General features: G+C 65.3%; 22 protein-coding genes. 13 read left to right on the top strand and 9 right to left on the bottom strand.

Annotated elements, in window-relative coordinates; translation table 11 throughout:
* The first annotated feature begins 9 nt into the window (after positions 1 to 9).
* Positions 10 to 657: a hypothetical protein gene (locus IB235_RS04385; protein WP_192335790.1), complete on the top strand. Its 648-nt coding sequence runs from the start codon at positions 10 to 12 to the stop codon at positions 655 to 657.
* Here IB235_RS04385 and IB235_RS04390 read toward each other — a convergent pair.
* Both IB235_RS04390 and IB235_RS04395 read right to left on the bottom strand, forming a co-directional pair.
* Positions 642 to 971 carry an AzlD domain-containing protein gene (locus IB235_RS04390; protein ID WP_155038370.1) on the bottom strand — a complete coding sequence of 110 codons (330 nt, stop codon included), beginning with the start codon at positions 969 to 971 and terminating at the stop codon, positions 642 to 644. The genes IB235_RS04385 and IB235_RS04390 overlap by 16 nt on opposite strands.
* Positions 968 to 1,759, bottom strand: a complete 792-nt coding sequence (locus IB235_RS04395; RefSeq protein ID WP_192335792.1) for an AzlC family ABC transporter permease — start codon at positions 1,757 to 1,759, stop codon at positions 968 to 970. Before IB235_RS04395 ends, IB235_RS04390 begins: the two co-directional genes overlap by 4 nt.
* 40 nt (positions 1,760 to 1,799) lie before the next feature.
* On the opposite strand from IB235_RS04395, the gene IB235_RS04400 reads away from it, so the two are divergent.
* Positions 1,800 to 2,429, top strand: a complete 630-nt coding sequence (locus IB235_RS04400) for an N-acetyltransferase (protein ID WP_225612036.1) — start codon at positions 1,800 to 1,802, stop codon at positions 2,427 to 2,429.
* On the opposite strand, the gene IB235_RS04405 is transcribed toward IB235_RS04400, so the two are convergent.
* Together IB235_RS04405 and greA are read right to left on the bottom strand one after the other, a co-directional pair.
* Positions 2,426 to 3,334: a hypothetical protein gene (locus tag IB235_RS04405; protein WP_192335796.1), complete on the bottom strand. Its 909-nt coding sequence runs from the start codon at positions 3,332 to 3,334 to the stop codon at positions 2,426 to 2,428. The genes IB235_RS04400 and IB235_RS04405 overlap by 4 nt on opposite strands.
* Before the next feature lie 15 nt (positions 3,335 to 3,349).
* A complete protein-coding gene (greA, locus tag IB235_RS04410; protein WP_170297599.1) occupies positions 3,350 to 3,820 on the bottom strand; it encodes a transcription elongation factor GreA in 471 nt (156 codons plus the stop codon).
* Positions 3,821 to 4,113: 293 nt separating this feature from the next.
* On the opposite strand from greA, the gene IB235_RS04415 reads away from it, so the two are divergent.
* The 11 genes from IB235_RS04415 (at position 4,114) to IB235_RS04465 (ending at position 16,039) form a co-directional block, all read left to right on the top strand.
* On the top strand, positions 4,114 to 5,760 hold the full coding sequence (locus IB235_RS04415; RefSeq protein WP_192335798.1) for an electron transfer flavoprotein-ubiquinone oxidoreductase: 1,647 nt from the start codon (positions 4,114 to 4,116) through the stop codon (positions 5,758 to 5,760).
* A 96-nt stretch (positions 5,761 to 5,856) separates the two neighbouring features.
* Positions 5,857 to 7,698, top strand: coding sequence for a tetratricopeptide repeat protein (locus IB235_RS04420; RefSeq protein ID WP_370576822.1), 1,842 nt, complete (start codon positions 5,857 to 5,859; stop codon positions 7,696 to 7,698).
* A 2-nt stretch (positions 7,699 to 7,700) separates the two neighbouring features.
* Positions 7,701 to 8,528: a 4-(cytidine 5'-diphospho)-2-C-methyl-D-erythritol kinase gene (locus IB235_RS04425; RefSeq protein WP_192335800.1), complete on the top strand. Its 828-nt coding sequence runs from the start codon at positions 7,701 to 7,703 to the stop codon at positions 8,526 to 8,528.
* 28 nt (positions 8,529 to 8,556) lie between these two features.
* Entirely contained in the window at positions 8,557 to 9,294 is a 738-nt protein-coding gene (locus IB235_RS04430) for a pyridoxine 5'-phosphate synthase (protein WP_192335802.1), read from the top strand.
* Between the two features lie 49 nt (positions 9,295 to 9,343).
* On the top strand, positions 9,344 to 9,778 hold the full coding sequence (gene acpS, locus IB235_RS04435; protein WP_192335804.1) for a holo-ACP synthase: 435 nt from the start codon (positions 9,344 to 9,346) through the stop codon (positions 9,776 to 9,778).
* Positions 9,779 to 9,833: 55 nt separating this feature from the next.
* Positions 9,834 to 10,625 carry a signal peptidase I gene (lepB, locus tag IB235_RS04440; RefSeq protein WP_155038378.1) on the top strand — a complete coding sequence of 264 codons (792 nt, stop codon included), beginning with the start codon at positions 9,834 to 9,836 and terminating at the stop codon, positions 10,623 to 10,625.
* A gap of 42 nt (positions 10,626 to 10,667) precedes the next feature.
* Entirely contained in the window at positions 10,668 to 11,357 is a 690-nt protein-coding gene (rnc, locus tag IB235_RS04445; RefSeq protein WP_155038379.1) for a ribonuclease III, read from the top strand.
* Positions 11,354 to 12,265, top strand: a complete 912-nt coding sequence (gene era / locus IB235_RS04450) for a GTPase Era (protein ID WP_155038380.1) — start codon at positions 11,354 to 11,356, stop codon at positions 12,263 to 12,265. Before rnc ends, era begins: the two co-directional genes overlap by 4 nt.
* A 2-nt stretch (positions 12,266 to 12,267) precedes the next feature.
* Positions 12,268 to 12,603 (top strand): DUF1491 family protein, encoded by a 336-nt coding sequence (locus tag IB235_RS04455; protein WP_192335806.1) that lies wholly within the window; start codon positions 12,268 to 12,270, stop codon positions 12,601 to 12,603.
* Positions 12,604 to 12,696: 93 nt separating this feature from the next.
* Complete coding sequence (gyrB, locus tag IB235_RS04460) at positions 12,697 to 15,132, top strand: DNA topoisomerase (ATP-hydrolyzing) subunit B (protein ID WP_155038570.1); 2,436 nt, start codon at positions 12,697 to 12,699, stop codon at positions 15,130 to 15,132.
* A gap of 202 nt (positions 15,133 to 15,334) precedes the next feature.
* Positions 15,335 to 16,039: an outer membrane protein gene (locus tag IB235_RS04465; protein ID WP_155038382.1), complete on the top strand. Its 705-nt coding sequence runs from the start codon at positions 15,335 to 15,337 to the stop codon at positions 16,037 to 16,039.
* A gap of 52 nt (positions 16,040 to 16,091) precedes the next feature.
* Here IB235_RS04465 and pdeM read toward each other — a convergent pair whose 3' ends face one another.
* From pdeM to IB235_RS04490, 5 genes are read right to left on the bottom strand one after another with little or no spacing between them, the layout of a single operon-like run.
* Entirely contained in the window at positions 16,092 to 16,760 is a 669-nt protein-coding gene (pdeM, locus tag IB235_RS04470) for a ligase-associated DNA damage response endonuclease PdeM (protein WP_192335808.1), read from the bottom strand.
* The gene (locus IB235_RS04475) at positions 16,757 to 19,156 is read right to left on the bottom strand and encodes a ligase-associated DNA damage response DEXH box helicase (protein WP_192335809.1); all 2,400 of its coding nucleotides are present in this window, start codon (positions 19,154 to 19,156) and stop codon (positions 16,757 to 16,759) included. Before IB235_RS04475 ends, pdeM begins: the two co-directional genes overlap by 4 nt.
* On the bottom strand, positions 19,153 to 20,697 hold the full coding sequence (locus tag IB235_RS04480) for a cisplatin damage response ATP-dependent DNA ligase (RefSeq protein WP_192335810.1): 1,545 nt from the start codon (positions 20,695 to 20,697) through the stop codon (positions 19,153 to 19,155). Before IB235_RS04480 ends, IB235_RS04475 begins: the two co-directional genes overlap by 4 nt.
* Complete coding sequence (locus IB235_RS04485; RefSeq protein ID WP_192335811.1) at positions 20,694 to 21,683, bottom strand: ligase-associated DNA damage response exonuclease; 990 nt, start codon at positions 21,681 to 21,683, stop codon at positions 20,694 to 20,696. The genes IB235_RS04480 and IB235_RS04485 overlap by 4 nt, the downstream gene beginning before the upstream one ends.
* Positions 21,684 to 21,713: 30 nt before the next feature.
* Positions 21,714 to 22,190, bottom strand: coding sequence for an Lrp/AsnC family transcriptional regulator (locus IB235_RS04490; RefSeq protein WP_155038386.1), 477 nt, complete (start codon positions 22,188 to 22,190; stop codon positions 21,714 to 21,716).
* Positions 22,191 to 22,279: the final 89 nt, after the last annotated feature.

Genomic DNA, 22,279 nt, shown 5'->3' on the forward strand with positions numbered 1-22,279 from the left:
AGATTGACAATGCAAAGGCGTGCCTTCCTCGCGCTGGCGCTGCCGGCCACGCTTGCGGCCTGCGGTGCTGACAATATCTGGGCCAGCGACGAGGCCGTGCGCAAGGCGCGCTACGTGTCGGGTGAGCCGCCCTCGATCACGCTTCTGACCGTCATCGGCATTCCCAAGGGCGAGGGCGGGCATTCCGCGCTGATGATCAATGGCACGCAGCGGGTGATCTATGACCCCGCGGGCAGCTGGAATCATCCGTCGATCCCGGAACGGCATGACGTGCTGTATGGCATCACGCCGAATTTCAAGAATTTCTACATCGATTACCACGCCCGCTCGACCTATTGGGTGGCCGAGGACACCATTCAGGTGCCGCTGGCCGTGGCCGAGGCTGCGATCCGCTCTGCCGAAATGCAGGGCCCCGCGAACAAGACCTTCTGTGGCGTCTCGACCGGTCAGGTGCTGCGTCGCGTCCCCGGATTCGAGGGCGCGCCGACCGGCTTCTCGCCGCTGAAGCTGCGGCGCTGGTTCCTGACCCAGCCCGGCGTCACCTCGAAAAAGCACATGGATGGCGACCCGGCCAACAACCATGACGTGCTGCTGCGCCAGAAGAACGGCGTCGTCACCGGCTACGGAAACGACGGCCAGCTTCACGCGCTGAGGTAAAGCATCCCGAACAGGGTGATCAGGCCCGCGACAATCGCCAGCAGCGTGTTGCGGGTCAAAAGCCCGACCCCCAGCGTGACCGCCGCAGCGGTCAGGCGCACCGGATCGGTCTGGCCCTCGGTCGCGGCGGGCCAGACGACCAGCGGCGCGGCAATCGCCGGCAGCACCGCGACCGGCGTGTAGCGCAGCGCGCGCGCCGCCCATTCGGGAATCGCCCGGTTGCCGATCGCGCCCAGAAAGGACCAGCGGATCAGGTAGGTTCCGATTCCCAGAACAAGAATCACGAACCAGATCTTCAGATCGAACCCGCTCATTTCAGCTCTCCCTTCAGCCGTTCCATGCGCTTCTCGACAATCGCACCCGTGGCCATGGCCAAAGGCGCGGCCAACAGGATGCCCAGCCCAGAAGGCAGGACGGTAAACACCAGCGCGGCAATGATCGAAACCCCCGCCGCCGCGATATGCGCGGGACTGCGCAGCATCGGCGCGACCATGGCAAAGAAGGTGATCGGCAGCGCGAAATCCAGCGCCCAGCTTTCCGGGATGGCCCGGCCCAGCTGGAAGCCCAGCGCGCTGGCGATAAGCCACGGCACGCAGGCGCAGATCGCGGTTCCGGCGAAATAGGCCAGCCTCTGATCCATGCGCAGGCGGGGATTGTTCTCGAAATGCTGGATCGACAGGGCATAGGTCTGGTCGATCAGCAGATAGGCGACCAGCCCCCTTTGCCTTGGCGTCGCATCCCCCAGCCACGGCACCAACGAGGCTGAATACATTGCCATGCGCAGGTTCACCGCCAGGGCCGACAGCAGGATGATGACGGTCGGCGCATGGTCGGTCAGCAATTGCACGGCGGTAAACTGCGACGCCCCCGCCAGCACAAGGACCGAAAAGCCCATGACCTGCGCCAGATCCAGCCCGGCCTCGGCCGAAAGCACCCCGAACAGCAGGCCAAAGGGCACCAGCACAAGGATGAAGGGCAGCGATTGCACAAAGCCGTGGCGCAGGCATTGCGCAGGGCTACGCGCCAGTGCGCGGCGCTGGTCAGGGGTCAGCACGGGTTCGACCTCGGGCGAGATCGCCGGAGGGCTGTCAGGATATGTCATGGCGGAAACGGCTTTGCATGCGCTAGGGATGGGGCACAGATTGGCCAAAGCACAGGGCAGGCGCAAGGGTGACCGGGATTTGACCGCAATCAAGCAACAGCGCGTCCGGATCCGCCATGGCGTGCCGCCGCATCTGCGCGGCGCGGCGGCGCGGCTGTATTGGCGGGGCTTTGGGCCGGGGCTGGTGCCCTTGCCCACCCCGGCGCGCGAGGGAATCGCGCTGGTGGCGCGCGCCATGCATCCCGACCGCGCGCTGGTCGCCCTGACGCCATCGGGGGCGCTGGTGGGTATCGCCGGGCTGCGCGGACCGGATGGCGGGTTCTTGTCGCTTTCCGGGGCGGATTTTCGGCGGGTGTTCGGACCAGTTCGGGGCCGTCTGCGGCACCTCTCCAGCCTGCTGCATCTAAGCGGCGCGGAAACCGCGGACCTGATCCTTGACGGGGTGGCGGTGCGCCCGCAATGGCGCGGCTGCGGCATTGCCCGCGCTCTGGTTCAGGCGGCAGCCTTGTGTGCCCGCGATCTGGGCCATCCCGCCCTGATGGTCGAGGTCGAGGCCCGGAACGGCGATGCCTTGGCCGCGTGGCAGGCGCTGGACTTCCAGCTTTCGGGACGACAGCGGCTGGGCTGGCCCTGGCGCGGCCGCGCCCATGTCATGCGGCTGCCGGTCTAGCTGTCCGCGCGGGTCAGCATGCCGCTGGCCTGTGCCAGCAGCAGAAAAGCCCGCCCCGAGCGCGATTCGCCCAGGACCGACAGCACTACTGCATCATCGGTTTCGGCCCGGCGCGACAGCAACCGGTCGAAGTGGCGCAGGAAATGATGCGCGACATCGCGAAACACCTCGTCCTTGCGCATCAGCCCGGTGGCGGCGTCCAGCGCAGCCTCGTCCTCAATGACCGCAAGCCCGGCGACTTCCGCCCCCCGCGCGCCGCCAGCAAGGCTGCGCCATAAGGCGGGGTCGGTTTCCGGCAGTTCCAGATCGTCCATATAGACCCCCTGCCCCGCCAGCAAAGTCACCACGTCCTGCGCGGCGCGGATCAGCCGTGCCAGCGCGGGATCGCCAAGCGCCAGATGCAGGCAGCGGATCGCCTCGTGATCTTCGGGGCCGTCGGGGAAATTCAGCGCAAGGAACAGCTCGGTCGGGGTCAGTTCGGGGATGGGCGCCGGATCAATATCCAGCCGCGACTGCGCATTGTCGGGGGCTGGGGCAGCGGCGCGGCGCTCAGGCGCAGGGCGCGGCTGTGGCGCGGGCGGGCGGCGCGGATGCAGGCGCGGCTCGGCGGGGTCGTCGGGCTGCAGGCGCATCTGGTGCAGGCTGGCACGCAGGTCGTCGGCCTCTTGGCGCAGCAGCGCCAGACTGCGGGCCGACCAGATGCCGAACCAGATCAGCCCCAGCGGCAGCGCCACGCCCATCAGCCAGACCAGCCATGAACTCGGCTCTGCCTTGGGTCCACTGCCCAGCCAGGCAAACAGCGCCACCAGCGCCAGCCAGACCACGCTGGCCACGGCACCGATGAGCGGCAGCCGGTCGCGGGATTGTTCGGCCGCGACCCGGCGCAGGGATTCGAGCGCACTCATGCGCTCGCCCCCCATTCAGATGAAACGGATCGAAATGATCTCATAGGATTTTCCGCCACCGGGGGTGACGACCTCGACGCTGTCGCCTTCCTCTTTGCCGATCAGCGCACGCGCCAGCGGCGAGCGCATGTTCAGAAGCCCGCGTTCCAGATCGGCCTCGGCCTCGCCGACGATCTGATACGTGCGCTCCTCCTCGGTATCCTCGTCCAGAAGGGTCACGGTCGCGCCGAACTTGACGCTGCCCGAGAATTTCGACGGGTCGATGACCTCGGCGCGCGAGATGATGCCCTCAAGCTCCTTGATGCGGCCTTCGACAAAGCTCTGCTTCTCGCGTGCGGCGTGATATTCCGCGTTTTCCGACAGATCGCCATGCTCTCGCGCCTCGGCGATGGCGCGGATGACAGCCGGACGGTCAACCGAACGCAGCTCGCGCAGCTCCTCGTCCAGCAGATCAAAGCCCGCACGGGTCATCGGTATCTTTTCCATTCCGGTCCTTCCGGTCGCCCGATGGCGGCCTGCATAATCACGAGAAACAAGGTGTTGGAACGCCCCCGGCCTTTCAGACCGAGGGCGTCCAGCGATTTCGGGCATCGTGGCGCGATTGTCCAAGCGTTTCAAGCCCCGCCCCACGCCATCCGCGATCATTTGCCCATGCCTCTGCCGACAATCTTGCCCCAAGGTTAACCGCCGCTCCTTCGTTGCGTCAGGATTGCCCGCGACAAGGTGACACGCTACCTGTGTCGCGCAGAGATTGAGCCAGGGAGCAAGGGGGCCGAGCCATGACCGAGACCATTCGCGAGTCCATGGAATATGACGTCGTGATCGTGGGCGGGGGACCTGCGGGCCTGTCGGCAGCGATCCGGCTGAAGCAAGTCAACCCCGAGCTTTCGGTCGTGCTGCTGGAAAAGGGCAGCGAGATCGGCGCGCATATCCTGTCGGGCGCGGTGCTGGACACGGCGGGTCTGGACCGGCTGATCCCCGACTGGAAGGAACGCGGCGCCCCCATCGAGACCGAGGTCAAGGAAGACAACTTCTACATTCTGGGCGAGGCCGGTCAGGTCCGTGTCCCGAACTGGCCGATGCCGCCTTTGATGTCGAACCACGGCAAATACATCGTCAGCATGGGCAATGTCTGCCGCTGGCTGGCCGAGCAGGCCGAGGCGCTGGAAGTCGAGATTTTCCCCGGCATGGCCTGTTCGCAACTGGTCTATGAGGGCGACCGCGTCGTGGGCGTCGTCGCGGGCGAGATGGGTCTGGAAGCCGACGGCACCCCCGGCCCGCAATATGAGCCCGGCATGGAGCTGCGCGGCAAATATGTCCTGATCGCCGAAGGCGTGCGCGGCAGCCTCGCCAAAGAGCTGATCGGGAAATACGATCTCTCTGCCGGTCACGATCCGCAGAAGTTCGGCCTAGGCATGAAGGAAATCTGGGAGATCGACCCGGCCAAGGCGAAGCCCGGCACAGTCACCCACACGATGGGCTGGCCCTTGGGCAAGAATGCCGGTGGCGGCAGCTTCATCTATCACCTTGGCGGCAATCAGGTGCTGGTCGGCTTCGTCGTCCACCTGAATTATGCCAACCCCTATCTGTATCCCTACATGGAGTTCCAGCGCTTCAAGCACCACCCGATGGTCGCGGAACTGCTGGAGGGCGGCAAACGCGTGGCTTACGGCGCGCGGGCAATCAGCGAAGGCGGCTGGCAGTCGATCCCGAAACTGACCGTGCCGGGCGCGGCGCTGCTGGGCTGCTCGGCCGGTCTGGTGAACGTGCCGCGCATCAAGGGCAACCACAACGCCATGCTGTCGGGCATCGCCGCAGCCGAGGCGGCGGCGGCAGCGATTGCCGCGGGCCGCGAGGGCGACGAACTGGCAGCCTATGAAACCGAGGTTCGCGGCGGCGCCATCGCCAAGGACCTGAAGCCGGTGCGCAACGTCAAGCCGATCTGGTCCAAGCTTGGCCTGTGGCCCAGCCTTGCCCTTGGTGGCTTCGACATGTGGATGGCGAGCCTGACCGGCTGGAACCCGCTGGGGACGTGGAAACATGGCAAGACGGATGCCGCCACCACCGGCAAGGCCAAGGATTTCAAACCGATCAACTATCCGCGCCCGGATGGCAAGCTGAGCTTCGACCGGCTGACGAACGTCGCCTTCAGCTTCACCAACCATGAGGAATCGCAGCCCTGCCACCTGCGGCTGAAGGATGCCTCGATCCCGATCCTCGTGAACCTGCCCGAATATGCCGAACCCGCGCAGCGCTACTGCCCGGCAGGCGTCTATGAGGTGCTGGAGGGCGAGGATGGCCCTCGCTTCCAGATCAACTTCCAGAACTGCGTCCATTGCAAGACCTGCGACATCAAGGACCCGTCGCAGAACATTAACTGGACCACGCCGCAGGGCGGCGACGGCCCGAACTACCCGAATATGTGATCTTTGCGTGGCAATGCCGGTTCACCCCCGGCGTTGCCCATTCCCGCCGGGACGGCTAGGGTCACAACGCGTATTGCCAAGGACTGGGCCAAAGCCGTGACCAAAAGATTGATCCCGCTGGCGCTGATCGCGCTGACCTCCGCGCCGCTGATCTCTGCACCGGCTTTCGCCGCGCCGGCTGTCGCCCAGAATACCGCGCCAGAGGCACCCGCGGCCAAGGCCGAACTGGCCAAGCCTGCCGCAGCGGTCACGCCCGCCCCGGCGATCCGTGGCCTTTCCGGCCCCTATCTGGCCGCACGTCAGGCCGCGATGGAAAATGACTATACCAGCGCCGCAAATTATTACCTGCAAGCGCTGGCACAGGACGACACCGACCCCTTCCTGCAGGATTCCGCGCTGGTCGCGCTGATCTCGTCCGGAGAGATGGAGCGCGCCGGTGCCCTTGCGGTCACCATGTCCGATCAGGGCAGGGCGACCGAACTGGCCCGGCTGATGCAGCGCTCGGAACTGGCGCGCACCCAGCGCTGGCAGGAACTGGTCGACCAGATCGACAAGGCCCCGCCGCCCGCGCCGGGCGAAGACGTGGCCCAGACCGCGCCGGGCGGCAGCCAGCTTCTGGACAAGATGATGCGGGCATGGGCGCTTCTGGGCGCAGGCAATGCCCGTCAGGCACTGTCCTCGTTCGAGGAACTGGGCAAGATCCGCGGCGCGCGCCCGATGGTGAACTATCACCTCGCCTTGGCCAAGGCCGCCGTCGGCGATTACGAAGGGGCCGAGCAATTGCTGGCCGATCCGGCGAATGGCGCGCATATCCTTGGTGTCGTCGCCCGCGCGCAGATCCTGTCGCAGCTGGAACGCAATGACGACGCCATCGCCATGCTGGAAGCCACGCCCGGCTTTACCGAGGAACCGACCCTGATCGCATTGCGCGACCGGATGAAAAAGGACGAGACGCTGCCCTTTGACTCCATCCGCAATCCCGCCGACGGGATCGCTCAGGTGTTTCTGACCTTCGCCAGCGTCCTGGCCACCACCGAGGAACCCGACCCGCTGGCGCTGATCCATGCCCGTCTGGCCTCATACCTGTCGCCCGAACTGGGCGAGGCGAACCTGCTTTCGGCACAGATGCTGCAAGGCTTCGGTCAGTTCGATCTGGCCGAGCGCGAGTTCGAAAAGCTGCGCGAGCGTGGCGACATGCGCCCGATCGCCGAACTCTCGCGCATCGATGCGCTGGCGCGGGCCGAGCGTCCTGACGATGCCGAAAAGGCCGCGCTGGCCCTGACCGCCGCCCATCCCGAACTGGCGCAGGGCTGGATCGCGCTTGGCGACCTGCTGCGCCAGCAGGACAAGTTTGCACAGGCCATCCCGGCCTATGACAAGGCACTGGACATCATCGGCGACAAGGCCGGCGAGGCGCGCTGGTTCCCGCTTTACGCCCGCGGCATCGCATTGGAACGCGCGGGACAATTCCCCAAGGCCGAGCAGGACTTCCGCACCGCGCTGAAGCTGCGCCCCGATTCCGCGCAGGTGCTGAACTATCTGGGCTACAGCCTTGTCGACCGCAACGAGAAGCTGGATGAGGCGCTGAAGCTGATCCAGAAGGCGGTCGAGTTGCGCCCTGATGACGGCTACATCCTCGATTCGCTGGCCTGGGCCTATTACCGGCTTGGCCGCTACGACGAGGCCGTGTCCCCGATGGAACGCGCCGTCGCCGCGATGGCCAGCGACTCGCTGGTCAATGACCACATGGGTGACATTTACTGGATGGTCGGACGTAAACGCGAGGCGCAGATCCAGTGGCAGCGGGCGCTGTCGCTGAAGCCCGAGTCCGAAACCGACGCCGCGCGCATCCGTGCCAAGCTGGATCGCGGACTGGACGAGGTGCTGGCTGGCGAAAAACCTGGGGGCACCAAGCTGCCCGAGACGCCGAAGAACTGACCATGACCTTGCCACGGCGCGAATTCGCGCCTGCGAAACTGAACCTGACGCTGCATGTCACCGGCCAGCGCGCCGATGGCTACCACCTGCTCGATTCCCTCGTGGTCTTTCTGGATGTGGGGGATGTGGTGACGCTGCAGGACGGCCCCTTGTCGCTGTCGCTGACCGGGCCCTTTGCGGCCGGGTTGGCGGATGATCCCGACAACCTGTGCCTGCGCGCCGCACGCCTTGCCGGGGCGCAGGCCGCGATCACGCTGGAAAAGAACCTGCCTGTCGCCTCCGGCATCGGTGGCGGTTCAGCCGATGCGGCGGCGGTGCTGCGCGCGCTTGGCTGCCAGCCCGACCGCCCCGAAATGCTGGGCGCGGATGTGCCGGTCTGCCTTGCCAGCCGACCCAGCCGGATGCAGTCCACCGGCGAAATCGTGGTGCCCCTGCCCCCGCTGCCGCCCTTGCATCTGGTGCTGGTCAATCCGCTCAAGGCTGTCTCGACCCCGGCTGTCTTTCGGGCACTGACGAACCGCGACAACCCGCCGATGCCGGACAGCCTGCCCGATTTCGCAGATGCCGCCCAGCTGACCGATTTCCTGCGCGCCTGCCGCAGCGACCTGCAAGCCCCGGCGATCGCGCTCATGCCGGAAATCGCCGATTGCCTTGCCGCGCTTGACGATGCGGGTGCCGATCTGTCGCGGATGTCGGGGTCCGGCGCGACCTGTTTCGGACTGTTCGCCAGCGCCGAACTGGCCCGGCAGGCCTGCGAGCAAATCACGCGGGCCCATCCCGGCTGGTGGGTGACTGCATCCGGACTCGCCCCCGCCCACGCAACGCCTTAATCTGCCCCAGATTCGTGAGGAAAATTCCATGCTTCGCCTCGGCGTGAACATCGACCATGTCGCCACCATCCGCAATGCCAGGGGGACGCCCTGGCCCGACCCCGTGCGCGCCGCGAAACTGGCCGAGGAGGCGGGTGCCGATGGCATCACCGCCCATCTGCGCGAGGATCGCCGCCACATTTCGGACAGCGACATCGACAATCTGATGGCCGCCCTGCGCCTGCCCCTGAACTTCGAGATGGCCGCCACCGCCGAAATGCAGGCGATCGCACTGCGCCATCGCCCCCATGCCGTTTGCATCGTCCCCGAAAAGCGCGAGGAGCGCACGACCGAAGGCGGTCTGGATGTCGTCGGAAACGAAGCCTATCTGGCCGAGTTCATCGCGCCGCTGCGCGACGCCGGCTGCCGGGTCTCGCTGTTCATCGGGCACGAGCCCGCGCAGATCGAAGCCTCGGCCCGGATTGGTGCTGCGGTCGTCGAACTGCATACCGGCGCCTATTGCGACCTCGACACCGAAGGCCGCCATGCCGAACGCGACGCCGAACTGGCCGCGCTCCGCGATGCCGCAGCCCTGGCCCACAGCCTTGGGCTGGAAGTCCATGCCGGTCACGGCCTGACCTTCGACACGGTCGGTTCCATCGCCGAGATCCCGCAGATCATGGAACTCAACATCGGCCATTTCCTGATCGCGGAATCGGTCTTTACCGGTCTTGACGGCGCGATCCGCGAAATGCGCCGCCGGATGGATCTGGCGCGGAACGCATGAGTTTCTTCGTTTTCCAAATACCCATGTCACGACAGGACCAACTGGGCGCATGATCCTTGGCATCGGCTCCGACCTCGCCAATATCGACCGCATCGCGGGCGTGCTGGAACGTCATGGCGACCGCTTCCGCAACCGCGTCTTCACGCCGACGGAACTGGCGCTGGCCGCCCGCCGCCGGCATGAGGCCGCGACGCTGGCGAAACGCTGGGCCGCCAAGGAGGCCTGCTCCAAGGCGCTTGGCACCGGATTGGCGATGGGGATCAGCTGGAAGGACATGGCGGTCCGCAACCTGCGCTCGGGCCAGCCGACGATGGAACTGACCGGCTGGGCGGCGGAGCGCCTTGCCAGCATGCTTCCCCCCGGCCACCGCCCCCGCATCCACGTCACCCTGACCGACGACCACCCCTGGGCGCAGGCCTTCGTCATCATCGAGGCCCTTCCCGAGGACGTGAGCGACCCGCCTATTCCCGGCGCTACCGCTTGACTTTGCCATGTCCCGCGGCCCATGAACGCGCGACTTCCGCATGAGGGGACCGGCAATGGCCAAAAGCGAAGCCCGCAAGGATGGCGGCATCTGGGAAACCGTCAAGACCATCTTCTGGGCGCTGCTGATCGCGGGCGTCTTCCGCACGCTGTTCTTCCAGCCCTTCTGGATTCCCTCGGGCTCGATGAAGGACACGCTGCTGATCGGCGATTTCCTGTTCGTGAACAAGATGGCCTATGGCTATTCCAGCCATTCCTGCCCGATGTCGCTTTGCCCGATCACCGGTCGCATCCTGGGATCCGAACCCGAGCGCGGCGATGTCGTGGTCTTCCGCCACCCGACGCGCGGCGATGACTTCATCAAGCGCCTTGTCGGCCTGCCCGGCGACCGTGTGCAGATGCGCGGCGGCGTGCTGTACATCAACGGCGAAGCAGCGCCGCAGGTCCCGAACGGCACCTTCACCGAGGCGCAGGCCCCGCAAGGCCCGCAGGGCAGCCTGCCCTGCCCCGGTCAGATCCGCGCCGCGACCGATGGCCAATGCACCGCCGACCGCCTGACCGAGACCCTGCCCAATGGCGTCAGCCATGACGTGCTGAACCTTGCCGACAATGGTCCCGGCGACAACACCCCGGAATTCACCGTCCCCGAGGGCAATTACTTCTTCCTTGGCGACAACCGCGACAATTCCGGCGACTCGCGCTGGCCGGCCTCGATGGGCGGCGTCGGCATGGTGCCCGCGGAATACCTGATCGGTCGCGCCGATCGGATCATGTTCTCGTCGGCGGGCAAGTCGCTGCTGTATTTCTGGACGTGGCGCGCGGACCGCTTCTTCAAGGCTGTGGATTAAGGAAGAATTGCCGCGGAAGGGGGGCCGTGGCAGGATCGGGACATGAAGATTTCTGCCGAACTGCAAGCCTTCTCGGACAGGCTGGGCCATCAATTCGCCCGGCCTGAACTGCTGCAACGCGCCCTGACCCACGGCTCGATCTCGACCGCGACGCGCCCCGACAACCAGCGGCTTGAATTTCTGGGCGACCGGGTGCTTGGCCTGACCCTGGCCGAGGCACTGTTTGCCGCCGACCGCACGGCGACCGAGGGCCAGCTTGCCCCCCGCTACAACGCATTGGTCAAGGGCGAGACCTGCGCCGCCATCGCACGCGAAATCGGTCTGGGCGATGTGTTGAAACTGGGCCGGTCCGAAATGAAGACCGGCGGCCGGCGCAAGGAAGCGCTGCTGGCCGACGCGATGGAAGCGGTTCTGGCCGCGATCTATCTGGATGCGGGCTTTGATGCGGCACGCAAGGTCGTGCTGGAACTTTGGGCCAATCGGCTCAAGAATGTCGATGACGACGCGCGCGATGCCAAGACCGCGCTGCAGGAATGGGCGCAGGCTCAGGGCATGACGCCGCCGTCTTACGTCCAGACCCGGCGCTCGGGGCCCGACCACGCCCCCGAATTTGAAATCACCGTCCAGCTGGATGATGGCCGTCAGGCCAGCGCCAGCGGCAAGGGCACGAAACGCAGCATCGAGCAAGCGGCCGCACAGGCCCTGCTTGAGCAGATCGAAGGTTCCACATGACCGAAACGCGCGCGGGCTTCGCAGCCCTGATCGGCGAACCCAATGCCGGGAAATCCACGCTTCTGAACCAGATGGTCGGGGCCAAGGTCTCGATCGTCACGCATAAGGTGCAGACGACCCGTTCGCGCATCCGCGGCATCGCCATGCACGAGAAATCGCAGATCGTCTTTGTCGACACGCCCGGCATCTTTCGCCCGCGTCGCCGGCTGGACCGGTCGATGGTCAAAGCGGCATGGGGCGGCGCTGCGGATGCCGATGTCATCCTGTTCCTGATTGAGGCCCATCGCGGCCTGACTGACGGCGCCAAGGCCATCATCGAGAACCTGCGCGAATATGCCGGCAAGACCCCGGTGGCGCTGATCATCAACAAGATCGACCGCGTCAAGGCCGAGGTGCTGCTGGCCCTGTCGCAAGAGATCAACGAGACCTTCGAATTCGCCCAGACCTTCATGATCTCGGCGGAAAAGGGCTATGGCTGCAACGCCCTGATCGACTGGCTGGCCGCCGAGGTTCCCGAAGGGCCGTGGCTCTACCCCGAGGATCAGGTGGCCGATCTGCCGATGCGCATGATCGCCGCGGAAATCACCCGCGAAAAGCTGACCCTGCGCCTGCACGAGGAAATCCCCTACCAGCTCACGGTGGAAACCGAGAAATGGGAGGAAAAGAAGGACGGCTCGGCCCGCGTCGACCAGATCGTCTATGTCACCCGCGCTGGCCATAAGGGCATCGTGCTGGGCAAGGGCGGTGAGACCATCAAGGCCGTGGGCCAAGCCGCACGCGCCGAGATGATGGAGTTCATGGGCCGCCCGATCCACCTGTTCCTGCAGGTCAAGGTCCGCGAGAACTGGCAGGACGAGGCCGAGCGCTACAACGAAATGGGCCTCGACTTCCGCGACGGCGACGCCTGAGCATGACTGACGCAAGGCTGGCTGCGGGGATCTGGGTCTCGGCCTATCTCAAGCGCCTGCAGCTGGCCGATATCCCCGCCTATATCCTGCGCCGCGGCGATGACACGGCGGGGGCGGTCATGGTCAAATGCGCCACACTGGATGGCCGCGCCAGCCTGTGGGTGCGGGAATGGGATTTTGAAACCGACCAGCGCCCTTGGGTGCAGCTGGCCGAGGCCCCCGAACCCGAAATCGACGCCGCGATCACGCGCCATTCCGCCCGCGATCCCGACCTGTGGGTGATCGAGATCGAGAGCCGCGGCGGGGTCACGTTGCTGGATCAGCCCGGACTGGTCTGAATCCCCGGAAAACCACCAAATCTTGTGGCTTTCCCGTGACATTCCGCATGTGGCCCACTATAAGATGGGAGCCCAAGGCAGGATAAGATGACAATGACCGAACCCGCCCCCCAGCCTTCCGAATACGGTGCCGATTCCATCAAGGTTCTCAAGGGCCTGGAAGCGGTGCGCAAGCGTCCCGGCATGTATATCGGCGACACCGACGATGGCTCGGGCCTGCATCACATGGTCTATGAGGTCGTGGATAACGGCATTGACGAGGCGCTGGCCGGTCATGCCGATTTTGTCCGCGTCAAGATCCATGCCGACAGCTCGGTTTCGGTCCGCGACAACGGTCGCGGCATCCCCGTCGACATGCACCCAACCGAGGGCGTTTCGGCGGCCGAGGTCATCATGACCCAGCTGCATGCGGGCGGGAAATTCGACCAGAACAGCTACAAGGTCTCGGGCGGTTTGCACGGCGTCGGCGTCTCGGTCGTGAACGCGCTGTCGGACTGGCTGGAACTGCGCGTCTGGCGCAATGGCAAGGAACATTACGCCCGCTTCGAGCATGGCGACACGGTCGAGCACCTGCGCGTCGTGGGCGATGCCCCGAATGAAAAGGGCACCGAGGTGCGCTTCCTTGCCTCGTCCAAGCTGGACGGGGGCGAGGGCACCTTCTCGAACCTCGATTACGTCTACAAGACGCTGGAAAACCGCCTGCGCGAGCTGGCCTTCCTGAACTCGGGCGTGCGCATCATCCTTGAGGACGAGCGCCCCGCCGAGCCTCTGCGTACCGAGCTTTACTATGACGGCGGCGTGCGGGAATTCGTGAAATTCCTCGACCGCTCGAAAAGCCCGGTCATGGCCGACCCGATCTTCATTCAGGGCGAAAAGAACGGCATCGGTATCGAAGTCGCGATGTGGTGGAACGACAGCTACCACGAAACCGTGCTGCCCTTTACCAACAACATCCCGCAGCGCGATGGCGGCACGCATATGGCGGGCTTCCGTGGCGCGCTGACCCGCGTCATCAACAGTTATGCCCAGACCAGCGGCGTGGCCAAGCGCGAAAAGGTCGATTTTACCGGCGATGACGCGCGCGAGGGCCTGACCTGCGTGCTTTCGGTGAAAGTGCCCGACCCGAAATTCTCAAGCCAGACCAAGGACAAGCTGGTCTCGTCCGAGGTGCGCCCCGCCGTCGAAGGGCTGGTCAGCGAGAAGCTGGCCGAATGGTTCGAGGAAAACCCCTCGGAAGCCAAGCAGATCGTCGGCAAGATCGTCGAGGCCGCCTTGGCCCGCGAAGCCGCCCGCAAGGCCCGCGAACTGACCCGTCGCAAGACCGCGATGGACGTAGCCAGCCTGCCCGGCAAGCTGGCCGATTGTCAGGAAAAAGACCCGGCGCTGTCCGAGCTATTCATCGTCGAGGGTGACTCGGCAGGTGGTTCCGCCAAGCAGGGCCGCTCGCGGCAGAACCAAGCCGTGCTACCGCTGCGCGGCAAGATCCTGAACGTGGAACGCGCCCGCTTCGACCGGATGCTCAGCAGCGATCAGGTCGGCACGCTGATCACCGCGCTTGGCACCGGGATTGGGCGCGACGAATTCACCCTGAAAAAGCTGCGCTACCACAAGATCGTCATCATGACCGATGCCGATGTGGACGGCGCGCATATCCGCACCCTGCTGCTGACCTTCTTCTTCCGCCAAATGCCGGAACTGATCGAGGCCGGGCATTTGTACATCGCGCAACCGCCGCTGTACAAAGTCAGCCGCGGCCGTTCCGAGGTCTACCTCAAGGACGAGGCCGCGCTTGAAGATTACCTGATCGAACAGGGCATCGACGGTGCCAGCCTGCGTCTGGGCAGCGGCGAAAGCATCTCGGGCGCCGATCTGGCCCGTGTTGTGGATGAGGCCCGCATCGCACGCCGCGTGCTGCGCGCCTATCCGACCCATTACCCCGCCCATATCACCGAACAGGCCGCCATTGCCGGTGCGCTGGTGCAGGGCCGCGTCGATGCCGATGCGCAGGGCGTGGCGCAGGCCGTGGCCCAGCGGCTGGACATGATCGCCGAGGAATATGAACGCGGCTGGTCTGGTCGTCCGACGCAGGATGCCGGTATTCGCCTGACCCGCCAGCTGCGCGGGGTCGAGGAATCGCGGACGCTGGACGGCCCGATGCTGCGCAGTGGCGAAAGCCGCCGTCTGGGCGCGATGACCGCCAGCCTGCAGGAAGTCTATGGCCAGACCGCGCATCTGATCCGCAAGGATCGCGACATCCCGATCCACGGCCCGCTGGGTCTGCTGCAGGCGATCTTCCTTGAGGGGGAAAAGGGCCTGTCGCTGCAACGCTACAAGGGTCTGGGCGAAATGAACCCCGAACAGCTGTGGGAAACCACGCTGGATCCTGCTGCACGCACAATGCTGCAAGTGCGAATTGAAGATCTGAGTGAGGCCGACGACATCTTCACCAAGCTCATGGGCGACGTGGTAGAGCCCCGCCGCGACTTTATTCAGCAGAATGCCCTCAACGTGGAAAACCTTGATATCTGAGCAAATGAATCCGCGTTTTTGCGGATTCTGCTCTCGACAAGTTTACCATATTGACAAAGGATTAATTCACCTGAACGAGCATTAACACTTGGATTCAGGTTGCATGAGTTGTTTTCTGCATCGCAGCTGGCGCGAATTGCCGCGTAGGTGTTCTGTAGCGCCCGACCCGCGAGGTTCGGTGCATTTGCCTCTGGAGAGCGTAATGAGCATGAAGAATATCACGATTTTGGCCACCTCCCTCACGCTCGGGGCGAGTGTTGCTGCCTACGCAGGCGGCTACACCCCCCCGGTCGCCGAACCGGTCATCGCACCGATCGTCGTCGATGAGCCCGTCGCAAACTGGGCCGGCGGCTATGTCGGCGGCACGCTGGGCTATGGCTTCGGCGGTGACGACCGCGTTGGCGTCAGCCAAGGCGGCTCGCTTCTGGGCGATATCGGCGATGTTGAAGTCAGCGGTGCCAATATCGGTATCCGCGGCGGCTATCGCTGGCAGCGCGACAACTGGGTCTTCGGCCCGGAACTCGGCTGGGAAATGACCGATATCCGCGACGATACCAGCGGGATCATCAACGGCACCGAAGTCGAGGCCGACGCGAAGGTCAAGAACGTCCTCGCCCTGCGCTTCAAGACCGGTTACATCGTCCAGCCCGACACCATGGTCTATGGTATCGCCGGCTGGGGCCGCGCCGATATCGACTATGAGCTGGCCGGCGAAGACGTCAGCTATGACGCCGACGGCTACATCCTGGGTCTGGGCGTTGAAAAGATGATCAACGACAAGGTTTCGGTGACCGGCGAATACGAATATGCCAACTTCGGCAAGGAATCGCTGGAAGCCGCCGGTTACACGACCGAGGCGACCACCAAGTATCACAACCTGAAAATCGGTGTGAACTACCGCTTCTGATCCAGCGGAATGCCGGATCGTGAAGGGGCGCCTCTGGCGCCCCTTTCCCATTTCAGCGGCCCTTGGCTGGAGCAAAGCCGATAGGCAACGCCACCGCACGCCGCCCGCAGGCAATGGCAATACCCTTGGGAATCAGACGACGCAGACTGGCACCCTCGCAGGACAGCCCACCGGTATAGGCCCCGAAAGCGGGCAAAATTAGGTGATCATGGCCCAACAGAAACGCCCGACGGCGTTCGCCCGCCAGCCGCACGACCGGGTGGAAATGGCCGGAAATATCCGGCCCCGCCTGCGGATCGGCCTGATGCCGCAGGATGACCGAGGCTAGTGGCAATTCGTCCAGCATCCGCCCCGGCAGTTCGGCATGTCCCAAAGGATCGTGATTGCCGCTGATCCAGAACCAGTCCCGCATCGTCGCCATCCGCTGCAATTCGGCCAGAACCGCCGGGTCTAGCGCCTGAATCGTGGCCATATCATCGAACCCATCGCCAAGGCTGACCACGGTTTCCGGGCGAAGCGTCGCGATCTCGGACCCTAGCCGTTCCAGCGTCGCGAGCCCCTCATAGGGCGGCAGAAGCGGGCCGCCACGCCGGGCCAGCCGTTCGGACTTGCCAAAATGCAGGTCGGCGACCACCAGCCAGCGCCCGTCGGGCCACCACAGCGCGCCCGAGGCCCGCGCCTCCAGCCGCAATCCATGGAAGGTAAAGGCATGGCCGCTCATGCGCTGACCTCCAACCCAGCTTCGCGCATCAGCGCCTCGGCCTCGATCCCGGCAAGGCGCTCGCGTCCTTCGCCGCGGATCGGGACCTTGCCGACCTCAAGCAACAGCGGCGCGGCCAGCGGAGAGACACGCTCCAACATGCGATGTTCGCGCCGGGGGGAATGGGAAAGCATCTCCTCGATCCGGCCGAAATCGACCAGCCCCCTGCCCGCCTCATCCGCCGTCACCCGCAGCATCAGATGGTCGGGGTCGTATTTGCGCAAGGTGTCGTACAGGATGTCGCTGGAAAACGTCGCCTGCCGCCCGGTTTTCCGCAACCCCGGCATATTGCGCTGGATCAGCCCGGCCACGGTCGCGACATTGCGGAAGGTCCGCTTCATTACGGCATTGCCGCCCAGCCAGTCGCCCAGACCCGCCCGCAACCTTGCCGGGTCGAGCAGTGGTGCAGGATTGCGGACGGGGTCCAGCGACCAGATCAGCAGCGCGTAATCGGTCGACAGGAACCCCAAGGGGCCCAGCCCCTCCTCCTCCATCTCGCGCGTCAACAGCAGTCCCAGCGTCTGCAGGGCATTGCGGCCAGCAAAGCCGTAAAGCGCGAAATGCCACAGGCCCGCATGGGGGAATGTTTCCGACAGCAGCAGCCCCGGTTCGGGCAGGCGGCTGACCTGCGCTTGCAAGGCCAGCCAGTCCCGCGTGTCGGGCGGCAGGCTGGCATGTTGCGATGGATCACCGATCAGCGCCTGCACGCGATGGGCAAGCTGGGTGGACATGGCCAGCTTGACCCCGGAAAACACCGCAATCTTGGGCTGGCGGCCGGGATCGGGCGAAACCTCGATCACCATTTCGCGCATGGCATCCATCCGTACCACCCGCCCGCCGATCAGAAAGGTATCTCCGGGCGAGAGGCTGGCGGCAAAGGCCTCCTCGACCTCGCCCAAGGGCGTACCACCGCGACCGCGCATGCGCACGCGGACCATTTCGGCTTCGACGATCGTGCCGATATTCATGCGCAAAAGCTGCGTTGAACGCGGATCGCGCAAGCGCCACAGCCCGTCCCGCAGCATCAGCCGTTGCCAGCGGTCATAGGCGCGCAGCGCATAGCCGCCGGTTGCCGCGAAATCCAGACAGGCGACGAAATTAGCACGGGTCAGGCGGCGATAGGGACCGGCGGTCGTGATCTCGGCAAACAACACATCCGCCGCGAAGGGCGCGGCGCAGGCCGTCAGCAGGATATGCTGGCACAGCACGTCCAACGGCCCCTGCCCACGCGGATCGCCGTCCAGATCACCCTCTCGGACCGCTTGCAGCGCGGCCACGCATTCGATCTGCTCGAAACGGTTCGCGGGTACGATGCGCGCCTTGGAGGGCGCATTGTAGCGATGGTTCGCCCGCCCGATGCGCTGCACCAGCCGCTTGACGTTCTTTGGCGCGCCGATCTGGATGACCAGATCAACCGCGCCCCAGTCGATGCCCAGATCAAGGCTGCCCGTCGCCACCACAGCGCGCAATTCGCCCGCCGCCATCGCCGCCTCGACCCGCGCACGAGACTCTCGCGACAGGCTGCCATGATGCAGCCCGATCGGCAGGTTTTCGTCATTCGCCGCCCACAGCGCCTGAAAGAACAGTTCGGCCTGCGCGCGGGTATTGATGAAGATGATGGTGGTGCGGGCCTGCCCGACCGCGTCCAGCACCTCGGGGATGGCGTAATGGCCGCCGCCCCCGGCCCAAGGCGCGGGGCGGGCGGTGGGCAGCATGGCAATATCGGGATCGGGGCCGGGATCGGCCTGAATGACAGCGACCGGCGCGCGGCCCGCCATGAAATCCGCCAGAGCATGTGGGTCCTCGACCGTGGCCGACAGACCGGTGACCCTGAGCCCCGGCGCAAGTGCGCGCAGCCGCGCCAGCCCCAGCATCAGCTGGTCGCCGCGTTTGCTTTCTGCCAACGCATGCAGCTCATCCAGCACCACCCGCCGCAACCCGCCAAAGATCGCCGGGGCCTCGGGATAGGACAGCATCAAGGCAAGGCTCTCTGGCGTGGTCAGCAGCACCTCGGGCGGGTCGACGCGCTGGCGGCGGCGCTGGGTCTGGCCGGTATCGCCGGTGCGATCCTCGATGCGGATGGACAGGCCAATATCCGCGACCGGGCGGGCCAGATTGCGCCCGATATCCGCCGTCAGTGCCTTCAGCGGCGAGACATACAGCGTATGGACCGAGCCCTTGCGCACCCCGTCCCGCAATTCGATCAGCGAGGGCAAGAAGCCCGCCAGCGTCTTGCCGCCACCTGTCGGGGCGATCAGCAGGCTGTCGTCCGATGCCTCCAGCAGGGCAAGCTGATGCGGATGGGGCTGCCAGCCCTGCCTTGCGAACCAGTCCTGAAATTCGGGCGGCAGGATCACAGCATGGCCTCAAGCGTGGACAGGTGATCGGCCTCAGCCGCGGGCTTATCCCAGCGGATGCGGCTGATGCGGGGAAAGCGCATGGCGACACCGGACTTGTGCCGGGTCGAGCGGTTCAGCCCCTCGAACGCCACTTCGACCACCAGCTTCGGCGCAAGCTGGCGAACGGGGCCGAAACGCTCAACCGTATTCGCGCGGACAAAGCGGTCCAGCTCGCGCAGTTCGGCATCGGTGAAGCCGAAATAGGCCTTGCCGACCGGGACCAGATCAGCCCCGTCCCACAGGCCAAAGGTGAAATCCGAATGAAACCCCGAGCGCTTGCCGTGCCCGCGCTGTGCGTAAAGCAGCACCGCATCGACCACCATCGGATCGCGCTTCCACTTGAACCATGGCCCGCGCGGACGCCCGGCAATGTAGGGGCTGTCGCGGCGCTTGATCATCACCCCCTCGATCACCGCAGCCGGAGGATCGGCACGCAATGCCGCCAGATCATCCCAGTTGGCAAAGTCCAGCAGCGGTGACACATCGATGCGCGGCCCGAAATCCGCGCTGTCCAGAATGGCGCGGCGTTCCTCAAGCGGCAGGCCACGCAGGTCGCGGCCCTGCCAGATCAGCAGATCGTAAAGCCGCAGCCCGGCCGGGTGACTGGTGAGCAGGCCCTTGCCCACGGACTTCCGGTTCAGCCGCTTTTGCAGATCGCCGAAAGGGGCGACCTCGGCATCGCGGCGGACCAGCAATTCGCCATCCACCGTGCCGTCGAACTCCATCGCGGCGATCACATCGGGAAAGGCTGCGGAAATATCCTCTCCGGTCCGCGAATACAGTCGCCGCACGCCGCCGTCGCTGACCGCCTGCACGCGGATGCCATCCCATTTCCACTCGGCATGGAAATCCGTCGGCTCCAAGGCACTGAGTTCGGCCAGATCGGTGGGGGTGGACAGCATCACCGGGCGGAACGGGGCCAAGGCGGCGCTTTCCGGCTTCACCCCGCCCGCGATCCAGCCAAACAGCGGCGCATAGGGCGGGGTCAGGCCGTGCCAGATTTCCTCAAGCTCGGGGACGGTCGGCGCACCCATTCCCGCCAGCGCCAGCCGCGCCATCCGGGCCGAGACGCCAATGCGCAGGTTCCCCGTCGCCAGCTTCAGAAAAGCCAGCCGCTCGGACGGGCCAAGCCGGTCCAGCATCGCCGCAATCGCCGCGGGCAAGGCAACCTTGCCAGTCCCCTGCAACAACGCCACCGCCTGCGACAGCGGCGGATCGTCCTGCGCGCCATCAGGCCAGATCAGCGCGATGGTTTCAGCCAGATCGCCCACGAAATCATAGCTGAGCGACAGAAGCTGATCGTCCACCCGTTCCGCCGCCAAGCCGCGCAGCAGGCTGGGCGTGACGGTGCGCAATTGCAAATCCCCGGTCAGCGCGGCCAGCGCCCAACCCCGGTCCGGATCGGGGATGCGTTCCAGATAATGCTGCAGCAATTGCAGCTTGGCATTGCGCGAGGGCGTAAAGGCCAGTCGTTCCAGCAGGGCGGCAAAGGCTTTCATTCGGCCTCGTCCTCATAGCCCACCAGCCGCAGCGGGCGGGCGGGAATCTGCGCAAGTTCGCACCAGCGGATCACGCCCTCCTCGGCGCCATGGGTGACCCAGACCTCGGACGGGGACAGCTCTGTCAGGGTCGCGGTCAGCGCGGGCCAGTCGACATGATCGCTGATGATCAGCGGCAGTTCGACCCCACGCTGCCGCGCCCGCACCCGGACCGCCATCCAGCCCGAGGCAAAGCCGATCACCGGATCGCGGAAACGCTGCACCCATGGGCTGGCAAAGGCCGAGGGCGGGGCTATCACCAGTTGTGCCGTGACCTGATCGGCGGTCGCGGGGACCAGCACACCCAGATCAACGCCCTGCGTGCGGTAGTAATCGCACATCGCCTGCAGCGCGCCGTGGATGGCGATCGGTGCGTCATAGCCCGCCTCGCGCATCAGCGCGATCACATGCTGCGCCTTGCCCAAGGCATAGGCGCCGATCAGATGTGGGCGGTCGGGATATTCGGCCATGCTGGCGATCAGCTTGGCCACCTGCGTCGCCGGACCCGGAAAGCGGAAGACCGGCAGGCCAAAGGTCGCCTCGGTCACAAAGACATCGCAGGCGACAGGTTCGAACGGGGCGCAGGTCGGGTTCGGTGCACGGGAATAGTCGCCCGAAACGACGATCCGACAATCCCCCGAGGTCACCGAAATCTGGCTGGACCCCAGCACATGTCCCGCCGGGCGGAAATCGACGGTGACGCCGCCGATCCGCAGCGGGCCATCGGCAATCTGGGTCGTCCCTGCAAAATCCGGCCCCATGCGCAGGCGCATGATGTCCAGCGTCTGCGCCGTGGCCAGAACCGCGCCGTGCCCCGCGCGGGCATGGTCGGAATGACCATGGGTGATCAGCGCGCGTTCGACCGGGCGCAGCGGGTCAATGTGGAAACCGCCCTCGGGACAGTAAAGGCCGGCCTCGGTCGGATGAAGGATCCTGTCGGCTTGCATGACCCCAAGGTGAAGAACATTTCGTGAAAATCAACCCGTCGGAACCAGAGGCCGCCCCTCGAACATGGTTTCCATCGAGAAAACGCCGGTCACGCGTTCCAGATCCATATCCGTGATCAGGCGCTTGTACAGCGCGTCATAGCCAGCCATGCCGCTGGTGACCGCCTTGGCCATATAATCCCATTCGCCGCCGATGCGGTGGAACTCAATGATCTCGGGCTGAGCCTCGATCCGGGCGCGGAAACGGCGGGCCCAGGCGTCGTCGTGATGGCGGGTGCGGATCATGATGAAGATGGTCAGTTGCAACCCAAGGGCAGCGGGATCGATCATGGCGCGGCTGCCTTTCAGCACGCCCATTTCGGTCAAACGGTTCAGCCGCCGCCAGCAGGCGTTCTGCGACAAACCGACGCGCTCGGCCAGTTCGCGCTGGGACAGGCTGGCATCGCGCTGCAGCAGCACTAGAAGCCTGTTGTCAATTTCATCGAAATCGTGCCCCTGCGCGCCCATTTGACAACCATATTCCCTGATCGATGCAAAAATCGAAAATGATTATCTAAGCGGTCCGGGTCAAGATGGGTCAGGAGTACGAGGAAGAC

This window comes from Paracoccus sp. PAR01 (genome assembly GCF_014851995.1).
Taxonomy (GTDB): domain Bacteria; phylum Pseudomonadota; class Alphaproteobacteria; order Rhodobacterales; family Rhodobacteraceae; genus Paracoccus; species Paracoccus litorisediminis.